This is a genomic window from Salinisphaera japonica YTM-1 (assembly GCF_003788585.1).
Taxonomy (GTDB): Bacteria; Pseudomonadota; Gammaproteobacteria; order Nevskiales; family Salinisphaeraceae; genus Salinisphaera; species Salinisphaera japonica.
Genome location: NZ_AYKG01000034.1, coordinates 62,690 through 76,533, shown reverse-complemented (window position 1 = coordinate 76,533; position 13,844 = coordinate 62,690). Strand labels below are relative to the sequence as shown.

The 13,844-nt window shown below is 61.0% G+C and carries 9 protein-coding genes and 3 tRNA genes; all 12 read right to left on the bottom strand.

The genetic code is table 11. The features are described 5' to 3' along the window. Positions 1 to 31: 31 nt before the first annotated feature. Complete coding sequence (locus SAJA_RS10730) at positions 32 to 1,978, bottom strand: potassium transporter Kup (RefSeq protein ID WP_123658672.1); 1,947 nt, start codon at positions 1,976 to 1,978, stop codon at positions 32 to 34. 100 nt (positions 1,979 to 2,078) lie between these two features. Next, positions 2,079 to 3,518, bottom strand: coding sequence for a dihydrolipoyl dehydrogenase (gene lpdA / locus SAJA_RS10725; RefSeq protein WP_123658671.1), 1,440 nt, complete (start codon positions 3,516 to 3,518; stop codon positions 2,079 to 2,081). A gap of 65 nt (positions 3,519 to 3,583) precedes the next feature. Beyond that, the gene (gene odhB / locus SAJA_RS10720; protein WP_123658670.1) at positions 3,584 to 4,933 is read right to left on the bottom strand and encodes a 2-oxoglutarate dehydrogenase complex dihydrolipoyllysine-residue succinyltransferase; all 1,350 of its coding nucleotides are present in this window, start codon (positions 4,931 to 4,933) and stop codon (positions 3,584 to 3,586) included. 50 nt (positions 4,934 to 4,983) lie between these two features. After that, complete coding sequence (locus SAJA_RS10715; protein ID WP_123658669.1) at positions 4,984 to 7,902, bottom strand: 2-oxoglutarate dehydrogenase E1 component; 2,919 nt, start codon at positions 7,900 to 7,902, stop codon at positions 4,984 to 4,986. A gap of 160 nt (positions 7,903 to 8,062) precedes the next feature. After that, positions 8,063 to 8,965 carry a UTP--glucose-1-phosphate uridylyltransferase GalU gene (gene galU / locus SAJA_RS10710; RefSeq protein WP_184999850.1) on the bottom strand — a complete coding sequence of 301 codons (903 nt, stop codon included), beginning with the start codon at positions 8,963 to 8,965 and terminating at the stop codon, positions 8,063 to 8,065. 57 nt (positions 8,966 to 9,022) lie between these two features. Further along, on the bottom strand, positions 9,023 to 9,910 hold the full coding sequence (locus tag SAJA_RS10705; RefSeq protein WP_123658667.1) for a MaoC/PaaZ C-terminal domain-containing protein: 888 nt from the start codon (positions 9,908 to 9,910) through the stop codon (positions 9,023 to 9,025). A gap of 107 nt (positions 9,911 to 10,017) precedes the next feature. Beyond that, positions 10,018 to 10,104 (bottom strand) — tRNA-Leu (locus SAJA_RS10700). A gap of 41 nt (positions 10,105 to 10,145) precedes the next feature. Beyond that, positions 10,146 to 10,219, bottom strand: a tRNA-Cys gene (locus SAJA_RS10695). Positions 10,220 to 10,294: 75 nt separating this feature from the next. Next, positions 10,295 to 10,369: transfer RNA gene (locus SAJA_RS10690), tRNA-Gly, on the bottom strand. A gap of 116 nt (positions 10,370 to 10,485) precedes the next feature. Next, complete coding sequence (pgsA, locus tag SAJA_RS10685; RefSeq protein WP_123658666.1) at positions 10,486 to 11,052, bottom strand: CDP-diacylglycerol--glycerol-3-phosphate 3-phosphatidyltransferase; 567 nt, start codon at positions 11,050 to 11,052, stop codon at positions 10,486 to 10,488. 33 nt (positions 11,053 to 11,085) lie between these two features. Then, positions 11,086 to 12,912 (bottom strand): excinuclease ABC subunit UvrC, encoded by a 1,827-nt coding sequence (uvrC, locus tag SAJA_RS10680; protein WP_123658665.1) that lies wholly within the window; start codon positions 12,910 to 12,912, stop codon positions 11,086 to 11,088. Between the two features lie 327 nt (positions 12,913 to 13,239). Continuing rightward, on the bottom strand, positions 13,240 to 13,824 hold the full coding sequence (locus SAJA_RS10675) for a uracil-DNA glycosylase (protein WP_221180219.1): 585 nt from the start codon (positions 13,822 to 13,824) through the stop codon (positions 13,240 to 13,242). Positions 13,825 to 13,844 lie beyond the last annotated feature (20 nt).

Sequence of the window (13,844 nt, the reverse complement as noted above, 5' to 3'; positions counted from 1 at the left end):
GCATGATCGTTAGTTTACCAGCCGTAGCAGGCTATAGCCGGATCTGGATACCAAGCTCGACCACACGCTCTGACGGCAGATGAAACTGTTGCGTGGCGGAGTTGGCATTACGTGCCATGAAAGCGAACAGGCGCTCACGCCAGACCGGCATGCCCGGCACCTGGCTATCCGGGATCAGACTCTCGCGGCCGACATAGAATGTCGTGGCCTCTAGGTCGATATCCACGCCGAATTCTTGGCACAGCCGCAGCCCGACCGGCACGTTAGTTGCTTGAATGAAGCCGTAGTAAAGATCAATGCGATAGAACCCGTCCGCCAGGCCCGCGATACGGATACGATCAGCTGCCGGAACGCGAGGAACGTCCATGATGTGAACGGTCACGATCAGGGCTTGTTCGTGCAGGCAGCGGTTCAAACGGAGATGATGCGCCAGCATTGCCGGCGTTTTCTGGCCGGATACCGACATGAATACCGCCGTTCCGGGTATGCGCACCAGATCCGGGCTCAGGTTATCGATGAAGCGCTCGATGGGTTCACTTTGTGCATCAAGACGCGCTCGCACGATCGCGCGGCCCGTACGCCAGGTGGCCATAACGAAGAAAATCAGCCCGGCCATGAGCAACGGATACCAGCCGCCGTCGGGGATCTTGAAGACGTTGGCCCCGAAGAACGAGACATCCACCACGAGCAGGCCCACGGCCACGACGCCAGCCAGCTTGGGAAACCAATCCCAGCGATAGGCCACGAAGAAAGCCAGAATCGTAGTGATGACCATATCCAGCGATACGGCCACGCCATAAGCCGAGGCCAGATGATCCGAGCGCTGAAAACCGATCACCAGCCCGATGGTGGCGATCATCAACAGGACATTGATCACCGGGATATAGATCTGGCCGTACGACTCACGCGAGGTCTGCACGATCCGCATACGCGGGAGTTGGCCGAGCTGAATCGCTTGGCGCGTCAATGAAAACACGCCGGAAATGCCCGCCTGCGATGCGATGACCGTCGCAAGCGTAGCGATACCCACAACCGGCAAGAGCGCCCAGTCCGGTGCCAGCGCATAGAACGGCTGCTGGGTGTCCGGATGGGCCAGCATGAGCGCGCCCTGACCGAAATAATTCAACAACAGACCGGGAAGCACCACCACGAACCAGGCCGCGCGAATAGGCGCCAGCCCGAAATGACCCATATCCGCATAGAGCGCTTCACCGCCAGTGACCACCAGGAACACCGTGCCCATTACGAGAAACCCGGCAAACCCGTTGGTTGCGAAGAACGTCCAGGCATAGGCCGGGTTCACTGCCGCCAGGATTGCCGGATGATGCAGGATTCCGCTGATGCCGAGCATTGCCAGGGTCGCGAACCACACCAGCATCACCGGCCCGAACCAGGCACCCACACGCGCCGTGCCCTGGCGCTGGATCGAGAACAGACCGACGAGAATCACGATCGTGATCGGCACGATATACGGGGTGAAGGCCGGGGTGGCCACCTCCAGACCTTCGATGGCACTGAGCACCGAGATCGCCGGCGTGATCGTCCCGTCGCCGTAAAGCAGCGCCGCGCCAAACAGGCCCATCAACATCAACAGATAACGTCGACTGCCACGTTCGGTCTTCCACGGGTTAAGCAAAGCCACCAACGCGATGATGCCGCCCTCGCCGTTATTTGAGGCTCGCATCACCACCGATAGATACTTGATCGAAATCACGATAATCAACGACCAGAACATCAGCGATAACACGCCGTAGATACTGGCGGCCCGCGTGTCGATGGCTGCATGTGCGAAAAACGCTTCACGCAGCGCGTAGATCGGGCTGGTGCCGATATCGCCGTAGACGATGCCGAGCGCGGCCAGGCTCAGCGCCGGCAGCGCGGGGCGGCTCTTACCCGCCGTGTCATGATGGCTTGCAGCGTCCGCGTCGTCTGGTGGCCGTTTCGCCAGCGAGTCCTCGTGATGATCGGGCGTGTTCATGGGGCCAATACGTCTTACGATGACCTTCATAAAGACACAAAAAACCCTCGAGCGGCAAGTTGCCGTCGAGGGTTTTTGTGTCGCCGCTACGCGGTGCGGGCTATTTCTTCTTTTTCTTGGGCGGGAAATGGATCGGCCGGCCGGAGACCGCCAGCGCGGCTTCGTGGACCGCCTCGCCCAGCGTCGGGTGGCCATGGATGATCCGGGCGATATCCTCGCTGGCCGCCTTGTATTCCATGGCCACGACGATTTCCTGAATCATCTCGGATACATACGGCCCGATCATGTGTACGCCCAGGATCTCGTCCGTATTGGCATCGGCGATCATCTTCACGAAGCCGCCCTGATGCGCCATCGCCTTGGCCCGGCCGTTCGAGGCGAACGGGATCTGGCCGACGCGATAGTCAACGCCAGCGGACTTGAGCTGCGCCTCGCTCTTGCCAACCCAGGCCAGCTCGGGCGCGGTGTAGACCACCGAAGGAATCACATCGTAATTCATGTGCGGCTTCTGGCCGTCGAGCAGCTCGGCCACGACCACGCCCTCTTCCATGCCCTTGTGTGCAAGCATCGGGTTGCCGATGACATCGCCCACGGCATACACGCCGGGCAGGCTCGTGCGATAGGCCTCGTCGACGTCAATGAAGCCCTTGTCGTCGAGCTCCACACGGGCGTCTTTGGCACAGATGTTCTTCGTGTTCGGCCGACGACCGACCGCCACGATCAGGCGATCGAAGGTTTCGGTATGGGTTTCATCGTTCTTGGTGTACTCGACGACGACTTTGTCGTCTTCGATGCGGGTTGCCGTTACCCGCGCCGATAGTTCGACGTTCAAGCCCTGCTTGCGGAATGTCTTTAGCGCTTCCTTGGCGATATCGCGATCAGCGATCGGCATGAACTCGTCGACGGCTTCGAGGATGGTGACCTCGGCCCCCAGGCGCGACCAGACACTGCCGAGCTCGACGCCGATATAGCCGGCACCGATCACGCCGAGTTTCTCCGGCACGGCCTCCATATCGAGCGCGCCCCACGAATCCAGGATGTATTCGTTATCGAACGGCGCGATATCCAGCTCGACCGGCACCGAGCCGGCCGCGATGATCACGTGGTCGGCAGTGAGCTCTTGCTCCTCGCCGTCCTGGGTCTTGACGTGCACCTTGCCGGAATCAATGACCTGGGCCGTGCCGGCCAGCGATTCCACGCCGTTAGCCTTGAACAAACCGGCAATACCACCGGTCAGCTCGCCGACCACGCCGGCCTTGCGCTTTTGCATCTGGTCGATATCGAGCTCGACCTTGTCGAACGACAGGCCGTGCTGGCTGAACTCACCCTGGGCGCGCTCGTAGAGCTCGCTGGATTCAAGCAAAGCCTTGGAGGGAATACAGCCGGCATTGAGGCAGGTGCCGCCAAGCGACGGGCGATCGCCCTTGGTCAACCAGTTATCGACACACAGCGTGTTCATGCCGAGCTGTGCCGCACGGATCGCGGAGACGTAACCGGCCGGGCCGGCGCCGATCACGATGACATCGTAGGATGAACTCATGATGTTCCTTCGAAAAGCTTAAAGAATCGCGCCGGCTTGGAGCCGGCGCGTGACAGTCGATGGGCCTAGATCTGCAGCAGCAGCCGCGACGGATCCTCGAGCAGATCCTTGATCGTTTTGAGGAACAGAACCGCGTCACGCCCGTCGACCAGGCGGTGATCATAGGAAAGCGCCAACTGCATGATCGGGCGGATGACGATTTCACCGTCGCGCACCACCGGCTTGTCGTTGGTGGCGTGCATGCCCAGGATCGCCGACTGCGGCGGATTGATGATCGGCGTCGACAGCAACGAGCCGAACACGCCGCCGTTGGTGATCGTGAACGTGCCGCCGGTCATTTCGTCCATGGTGACCTTGCCGTCCTGGGCCCGTTTGCCCAGGTCGCGGATCGTGGACTCGACCGTTGCATAGGACATCTGGTCCGCATCGCGCAGCACCGGCACCAGTAGCCCGCGCGGCGAGGACACGGCCACACCGACATCATAGAAGCCGTGATAGACAATATCGCCTTCGTCGATCGAGGCGTTGACGATCGGGAAACGCTTGAGCGCTTCCACGGCCGCCTTAACGAAGAACGACATGAAGCCCAAGCGCACTTCGTGCTCTTTTTCGAAGGCTTCCTTGTAGCGACCGCGCAGTTCCATCACGGCTTTCATGTCCACCTCATTGAAGGTGGTCAACATGGCCGTGTTCTGGCTGGCATCCAGCAGACGCTCGGCGATACGCGAACGGATACGCGTCATCGGCACGCGCTGTTCGACACGCTCGCCGCCGACATCGCCCAGAGCCTGGCGATCGGCACGGCCGGTATCGGCTTCTTCCGGCGCTTTCTTCTGGGCGGCTTTCTTGTCGTCGCCCGACTTCTTGGCCGGTTTTGACTCCACGGCCGACTGCACGTCGGCTTTCGTGATGCGCCCGTCCTTGCCGCTGCCCTTGATATCAGCGGCGGCCAGATCGTTTTCGGCCATCAGCTTCTTGGCCGCGGGGCTGGCTACCGCATCGGCGTCGTCTTCTTCGGCATCGTCGTCGCTGTCGTCATCGCCGTCATCACGCTTGGCCGACGCGCTGTCGCTCTTGTCTTTTTTCTTGTCGTCTTTTTTCTCTTCTTTATCGTCGGCCGCGTCAGCGTCAGCGTCAGCGTCTTCGTCGCTGTCGTCGTCGTCGGCATCGCCGGCCGCACCTTCCTCGATGACGGCCAGGACGTCGCCGGCCTGTACGGTCTCACCGGCCTCGACCTTGATCTCGACCAGCTTGCCGGCAGCCACAGCCGGCACCTCCAGCACGACCTTGTCGGTTTCGAGATCGAGCAGATTCTCGTCGCGCTCGACGGCGTCGCCCTGTTTCTTCTGCCACTCGCCGACCGTGGCTTCACTGACGGATTCGGGCAGCTCCGGGACCTTGACTTCTGTGGCCATGCTTTTAGTTCCTGACTCTTGTCGTGACGTATTCGAGTGAGTTGAGGCGCTTACGATTGCTTTTGCCGGATACCCGCTTTCTTGCCGCGGGGATCGGCCTTGACCGTGCCTTTTTCGATCAGATGCTCGCCGCCGACCAGGCCGGCTTCAATGACCGCTTCTTGTTGTTTGACGTGCAGCTTGTGATAGCCCACGGCGGTCGTGGCCGCACCCGGGCGCGTGGCGTAGAGCAACTCGTGCTGATCGGCCAGCGGCACCTGCAGACGATGCTTGATCTGGTACCAGGCGCCTTGGTTCTCGGGCTCTTCCTGACACCACACCACCTGCTCGGCGTTCTTGTAACGCGCCAGCGCCTTGGCATAGTCCTCGGCCGGGAACGGATAGAGCTGCTCGATACGCACGATGGCGACATCATCCAGCTCGCGATCCTCGCGGCCTTGCAGCAGGTCGTAATAGACCTTGCCGCTACAAAAGACCACACGCTTGATCTTGTCGGCGTCGATGTCTTCCGGTTCATCGATGATGAACTGGAAATGGCCCTCGGCCAGGTCGTCCAGCGTCGAGGTCGACAGACGATGTCGCAATAGACTCTTGGGCGTGAGCACCACCAGCGGCATACGCAGGTTGCGCACCATCTGCTGACGCAGCAGATGAAACCACTGGGCCGGAGTGGAAGGCACACAGACCAGCATGTGGCGCTCGGCACACAGCTGCAGGAAGCGCTCCAGGCGCGCCGAGGAATGCTCCGGGCCTTGGCCTTCATAGCCGTGCGGCAAGAACATCACCAGACCACACATCCGGCCCCACTTGGCGCGGCCGGAGGAAATGAACTGGTCAATGATGACCTGCGCGCCGTTGACGAAGTCGCCGAACTGCGCTTCCCAGATCGTGAGGGTGCGCGGATCAGCCGTCGCGTAGCCGTACTCGAAGCCCAGCACCGCCATCTCTGAAAGCAGCGTGTCGTTGACGTCGAAGCGCGTGCCGTCGCGGGAGCAGTTGTTGAGCGGAATATATTCCGTACCATCCTGCTGGTTGTAGATCACCGCGTGGCGATGGAAGAACGTGCCACGGCCGGAATCCTGGCCGGACAGCCGGACATCAAAACCGTCGTCAAGCAGGCTGGCATAGGCCATATGCTCGGCAAAGCCCCAATCGATGCGCGTTGCACCGGCGGCCATCTTTTGCCGATCGCCGACGATGCGCTCGACCCGCTTGTGCAGGTCCAGGCCATCGGGGAACTGCTCGTAGAGCTGGCTGGACAGACGCTGAAGCGTTTCGATCGGCACCGAGGTATCGACCACGTTCGACCATTTGTCGCGGCTGTAACGACCCCAGTCGACCGTATGCTCGTTACCCACCAGGCCCAGCGTGGTGCGGGTGATGTTCTTGCCTTCGTCCAGACCGTCGCGATAGGCATCGAACAGTTCCTGGGCATGATCGCCGTCGATCAGGCCGATATCTTGCAGATGCTTGGCATAGAGCACCCGCGTGGTCTGCATCTGTTTGACCTTCTGATACATCAGCGGCTGGGTCACGGCCGGCTCATCGGCTTCGTTATGCCCCTGCCGGCGATAGCAGATCATGTCGATGATGACGTCCTTGCCGAACGCCTCCCGATAATCCATGGCCAGACGCGTGACGAAGACCACGGCCTCCGGGTCGTCACCGTTGACATGGAACACCGGCGCTTCGAGCATCTTGGCGATATCGGTACAGTACTGCGACGTACGCGAGATCTCGCCCTGCTTGCCGGTGATCGGGTTCTGCATCGTGAACCCGAGCTGGTTGTTGACGATCAGATGGATCGTGCCGCCCGTGGCATACCCTTCGGCCTGAGACAGCTGCATGGTCTCCATGACCACGCCCTGGCCGGCAAACGAGGCGTCGCCGTGGATCAGCACCGGTAGAACGGTTTCACCTGCGGCATCGTGCCGCCGGGTCTGACGTGCCTTGACCGAGCCCTCGACCACCGGATTGACGGCCTCGAGATGCGAAGGGTTGAAGGCAAGCACGAGATGGACACGCTCGTCCTCGATCTCGATATCGGTCGAAAAGCCAAGGTGATACTTAACGTCGCCCGACATATCGAGCTCTTCGATATCGTACTTGCCCTCGAACTCGGCAAAGAGCTCGCCCGGGGCTTTGCCCAGGATATTGACCAGCACGTTAAGCCGGCCACGGTGGGCCATGCCGATCACGACCTCGTCGACATGATGCCGCGCCGATGAGCGGATCAGCTCATCAAGTGCCGGGATCATGCTGTCTGCGCCCTCGAGCGAGAAACGCTTCTGGCCGACGTATTTCGTGTGCAGATAACGTTCGATCCCTTCGGCAGCGGTCAGCTGACGCAGGATCTCGAGCTTTTCTTTCTCGGCAAGCCCGTGATGCTCAACCCCGGCCTCGAGACGACGCTGAATCCAGCGCTTCTGCTCGGGATCGGTGATGTACATGTACTCGGTACCGATGGTGCCGGTATACACCCGCTTGCACACATCGATGATGTCGCGCAGCGCCATCTCATCGTCGTGGGCATATAGCGAGCCGGTGTTGAACACCTTGTCCATATCGGCTTCGGCCAGGCCATGGAACGCGGGCTCCAGATCCGGCAGCGGCGCCGGATTATACAGGCCCAGCGGATCCAGATCGGCCACGCGATGACCGCGCGAGCGATAATGGCTGATCAACTGCAGCACGCCGGCCTGTTTCTGTGCCGCACGAGACGACATGCCCGCCTTGGTTGACGCACCCTGTCCCGCCGAAGGCTGATGATCAACGAACGAATCGCGGATCGGGCCGTGTGCGACATCCTTGTCGTCACTGCCGTTCAGGCTCTTGAAGTACTCGCGCCAGCTGGGCTCGACCGAGTCAGGATCGCGAAGATACTGCTCGTAGTAATCCTCGACATACGCCGAGTTACCACCGAACAGTGGCGAGGTGCTGATGAACTGGTCGTTCAGATCGCTTTTCATAGATACAGGTTGTTACCAGGGCGAGATGCCGGACTCATCTCCTGGTCGTTCGTCAGCGCGAGGTTGTTCGATCACACCCCGCGACCGGGCCGATATGATAACAAACTAACGTGTCTCAACAGGCGCTGAACCGCGATATGACGCGGATCAGCGCCTGTTTTCAACCAATCTTGCTGTTGGGCTCGTCGAGCCAGCCGTCTGTCAGGCCGCGCAGATAGGATCGAAACTCACCACCGATCTCTGGATGCTGCAGCCCCATCTCAACGTTGGCTTTCAAATACCCGAACTTGCTGCCGCAATCGTAGCGTGTGCCTTCAAACTCATAGGCCAGCACGGTCTGCTCGCCCATCAGTGCCTCGATGGCATCGGTCAGCTGAATCTCGTTGCCTGCCCCAGGCTTCGTTCGATCGATAAGCCTAAATATACGCGGCGTTAATATATAACGTCCAACGACAGCCAGGTTCGAAGGCGCTTCTTCTGTCTTCGGTTTCTCGACTATGCCACGAATCTCGGACAGACCGGGGCCGATCTGCTCGGACTCGACGATGCCGTATTTATGGGTTTCTTCCCACGGCACGCGTTGTACCGCCAGAACGCTTGTGCCGTATTCCTGATACACCCGGTGCATCTGTGCCATGCAGGGTTGGAACGAGCCTGCGATCAGGTCATCGGCGAGAATAACGGCAAAGTCCTGATCGCCAACGGCAGGCAGCGCGCAGCTGATGGCATGGCCCAGGCCCAGCTGCTCGGGCTGGCGGATATAGACACAGCTCACACCCGGCGGCAGCACATCATGCACGGCATCAAGCAACTCTTTCTTGCCCTTGGCTTCAAGCGCGGCCTCCAGCTCATAGTCTCGATCAAAATGATCCATGATCGAGTTCTTGGCGTGGCTCGTGATGAACACCATCTCTTCTGCGCCGGCGGCGATCGCTTCCTTGACCGCGTATTGAATCAGCGGCTTGTCGACCACCGGTAGCATTTCCTTGGCGCTGGCCTTCGTGGCCGGCAGAAACCGCGTTCCCAGCCCTGCGACCGGGAATACCGCTTTCTTGATTCTCATGATCCGCCTTTCGAAAGTGACTGTGTGCGAAGAATAACGTCTGGCAAACGAGTTTCGTTAGTCGCCGGTGGCAAGGCTACCTGTCAGATGATGAACATCGCCCGACTCGTCCGTCAGCGCGAACGCCCGATCACCGTCGAGCGGGCCCTGACAGAACACGGCCTTGGCGGGCAGAAACACCGGTTTCTTGAATGCCACATCGATTGTGGCGGCGCCTTCGCCGATCTGATCGGTCAATGCGGCGGCCGCGCGCGCCTTTGTCCACATGCCGTGCGCGATTGCGCGCTTGAAGCCGAAAAGCTTGGCTGAATACGGGCTCAGATGAATCGGGTTGTAGTCGCCGGCCGCGCCGGCATATTGACGACCGATATCCCCCGGGATCGACCAGGCGTTCTGAGCATCCGGGGTGAAATCCAGCGTCGGCGGGCCGCTGTGTTTTTTCTTGTTATCACCGGACACGCTGGTCTTCTGGCGCGAGAGCATCGTGCCGCTGGCTTGCCAGACCGGTTCACCGTCTGCGGCAAACGCCTCGGTGACGAGATCGAACTCGATACCCTTGGCCGCTTCTCGGTGCCCGTCGACTGAAATCACTAGATCCAATGCTTCATCCACGCCCAGTGCGCGATGCTGCGTGATGCGATTACGAACATGCACGAGCCCCAGCAGTTTCAGCGGAAATGCCTTGTGCGTGAGCACGGCCATGTGAAGCGGAAAAGCCAGCACGTGGGGGTACGTGATGGGCAGCATCTGGGACCGCGCAAACCCACAGACCTTGCGATAACGCGCCAAGTGCTCGGCCCGTATCGACAGGTTCGAGATACGCGCCTCGATCCGTGGAATGGTCTGCCCGGCATCGAGGCCGCCTGAAAGCGTTGTGGCCGCACGCAGATAATACGGCGCAACCGAGGGAAGCCGGTCGAACGCGAGCGTCTTGTCTCCTGCCATCGTTTTTATTCGGTGTTTTTAAACGAGTGACCTGAGTGTAACGCGTTGCCGGGTGAGGGCAACGCCCGATAGCACGCAATCGAGCGAACCAGACACGTATCAGATAATGGTGCCCGGGGCCGGACTCGAACCGGCACGGCCCGAAGGCCAAGGGATTTTAAGTCCCATGCGTCTACCAATTTCGCCACCCGGGCAGGATGGCGGTACTTCGTGTCTGGGGAAGACAACGATAATATGGAGGCCAGGCCCGGAATCGAACCGAGGTACGCGGCTTTGCAGGCCGCTGCATCACCACTCTGCCACCTGGCCGGTGTCGAAGCAGAATCTATCAAGACTGCCTCGATAAAGAAAAACCCCGGCCGTTGCGGCCAGGGCTTTGCCGTTTGGAGCGGGAAACGAGATTCGAACTCGCGACCCCAACCTTGGCAAGGTTGTGCTCTACCACTGAGCTATTCCCGCCTTGTGTGTGCGCATTATAGAGATCTGGCGATAACGGTCAAGACTTGATTCGGAAAAATTTTCAGCGACTTACAAAAGCCGGCCAGGCCTTGTCCGATAGCCGGCAACCATGGCTCTTAGACGTCGATCGAACCCTGCCCTCGTGTCAGCCGTGGCCAGGCCTGTTTTAGATACAGCACCATGGACCAGAGCGTGATGGCCGATGAGATGACGAGCAGCACCACGCCAACGAAAAATATCGTGCCACGTTCGAACAGATCGAAAAGCATTAGAAAGATCGCCAGCATCTGAACCGCCGTCTTGTACTTGCCGAGCGAACCAACCGCAACGATACCGCGCTCACCAAGCTCTGCCATCCATTCTCGAAGAGCCGAGACCGTAAGCTCGCGACCGACGATGATCGCGGCCGGCAGTGCGACGAAGAATTCCGGCACCCGATACGTGAGCATAACGAGCACGCCACAGACGATGAGTTTGTCGGCCACGGGATCCAGAAACGCACCGAAATCCGATGTCTGGTTCCAGCGCCGCGCCAGATGCCCGTCGAGCCAGTCGGTGGCCAGGGCGATGCCGAACAACACGGCCGCCACGCTGTTGAACCCGGGCATGCGCACGAACAACAGTCCGACGACGAAAGGAATCAATAGCAGTCGGAACAGAGTCAACCAGGTCGGCAGATTCAAGGCGCGCCTCTTGTGATGAAGTGACCGACCCGATCAGGCCGTGTCGTGGAAATGATCATAAATACGCTGGGCAAGGGCTGCGCTGATACCCTCGACGCGCGCCAGATCCGTGATGCCGGCACGCGAGACCTGCTTCGGTCCGCCAAAGGCCTTGAGCAGTGCCTTGCGTCGCTTGGGCCCCAGGCCCTCGATTTCATCGAGCATGGACGTGCTACGCGCCTTGCCACGCTGCCCGCGATGCGCGGCAATAGCAAATCGGTGGGCTTCGTCGCGGATCTGCTGAACCAGATGCAGCGCCGGGGAATCCGCCGGCAGTATGAGAGGCGCGTCATGGCCCGGCAAGAACAACTGCTCAAGCCCCGGTTTGCGGGTTGAGCCCTTGGCCACGCCGAGCAGCTGAACGCCGCCCACGCCCAGTTCGTCGAGCACTTTTTCGGCCACGCCGAGCTGGCCCTTGCCGCCGTCGATCAGCAGCAGATCGGGTAGTTTCGCCTCGCCGGCCTGCACCCGCTTGAATCGTCGTGTGAGCGCCTGGCGCATGGCAGCGTAGTCGTCACCGGGCTCGATATCGGTGATATTGAATCGACGATACGCGGATTTGTTCGGCGCCCCGGCCTCAAAAACCACACAAGAGGCCACCGTCTTCTCACCGCGGGTGTGGCTGATATCGAAGCAGGCCATCTGCATCGGTGGCTCGGGCAGCTTCAACGCGTTGGCCAGTGCAGTCAGGCGTTTTTCGACGCCGGCGCGGCTGGCCAGCTGGGCCGACAGGGTCTGGGCCAGCGTCGCACGCGTATTGTCGAGCCAGCGCCGCCGCTCGCCGCGCACGTTGGTCTTGATCGCCACTTTCCGCTTGGCCCGGTTGGTCAGGTTGTCGGCCAGAGACGTGTCCTCGCTGGGTAACGGATCAACCAGCAGCTCGGGCGGCACCGGGCGTTCCAGATAATACTGGCTGATGAAGGCTGTCATGGCGTCCGCGATATCGGTGCCGGCCGGGGCGCTGGGAAAGAAACTGCGATGGCCCAGATTGATACCGCCCCGCACGGTCACCACCACCATCGCCGCCACGCCGCCATCGATGGCCCCGCAGATCAAATCGAAATCACTCTTGCCGCCCACGCTCTGGCTCTGCGCCTGCAGGCGCCGCAGGGCGGAGATTTTTTCGCGCAGCCGTGTGGCGGTCTCGAAATCCAGACGCCCGGCGGCGGCTTCCATGTCACCGACCAGCCGATCGATGAGCTTGTCGTTCTTGCCCTCCAGCAGGGACGCCGCATCGGCCACATCGCGGGCATAGTCTTCTTTACTGATGTAACCCACGCACGGCGCGCTGCAGCGCTTGATCTGATACTGAAGGCACGGCCGCGAGCGATTCTCGAAGTAGCTGTCACGACAGTTGCGCAGCTGGAACAGCCGCATGAGCGTATCGGCCGTGTTCTTGACGGCACCCGAGCTTGGGAACGGGCCGAAATACTGGCCTTTCTTCTTCTGGGCGCCGCGATGATAGACCACACGCGGGTAGTCGTTATCACCGGTGAGCAACAGATACGGGTAGCTCTTGTCGTCGCGCAGAACGATGTTGTAGCGCGGCCGATGCTTCTTGATGAGCGTGGACTCGAGCAACAACGCATCGTCTTCGGTATGCGTGATGGTGACCTCGATATTGGCCACCTGATCGAGCATCGCCTCGGTCTTGGCGTTGCCCGAAGCGCGCAGAAAATAGCTCGACACCCGTTTCTTGAGGTTTTTCGCCTTGCCGACGTATAGCACTTCGCCCTCGGCGTCATACATACGATAGACGCCCGGCCGGCTGGTCAGCTGGCGGACATAACGGTTCGGGTCGAAATCGTTGGGCTCGGTCATGGGCTCAAACTGTGTGCGGCGCGCAGACAAGACAAGAGCCGGCGCGATCAGCGTGCCCCCAGGGCGTGTCGTCATAGGATATGCCGTCGCATTGCCCGCGCCGGGCGTGTCAGGCAAGGCGCGGGCCGCCGAGCGTGGCCAGCCACGGTCAAGGCCCGCAACGCGGCATGGCGCGTCCGGCGCGAGCAACCCGAATGGGCCGGTGGGCAAGCCCCGGCAATCCTGCGTTATCGTCCGTTTACGTGGAATAACCACGCTGCACTCGCGATGCCTTGTCTTGCCGCGGCTTGGCCGCCGGTGCGCCGGTTTATCTTATGACGACGCGCCCTAGGCAACGAGTCGGCGCCGGGCCTGCGCAAATACCGCGGCGAACCCGTCACGGGTCAGACGCCGGGTGTTCAGGTTATAGCGGCTGCAGTGGTACGAGTCGATCAGCACCCGCCGGTCATCCAGGCGATGCTCGCAGGCATGGCCGAACGGATAGGCCGCGATGCGGATTGATAACGCTGCAAGCACCGCGTCATGCGCCAGGCGGCCCAGGGCGACGATCACCCGCGGGCCGCGCAGTTCGGCGCGCAAGAAGCCACTACACGCGCGGCGCTCATGCCCCAGAGGCCGGTTGTCCGGCGGCAGGCACTTCACGGCGTTGGTCATACGACAATTCTGGAGCACCAGCCCATCGCCCGGCCCGGTCGAAACCGGCTGATTGGCCCAGCCATAGGCATGCAGCATCTCGAAGAGCAGGCCGCCCGAGTCATCACCACTGAATGGGCGCCCCGTACGGTGGGCCCCGTGCAGCCCCGGGGCCAGACCGACGACCAGCAACGCGGCATCGACCGGCCCCACGGCCGTGACCGAAGCGCCGTGGTATGACGGATACGTCGCGCCTAGTTCACGCCGGAGGGCAACCAGACGCGGGCAACGCCTGCAAC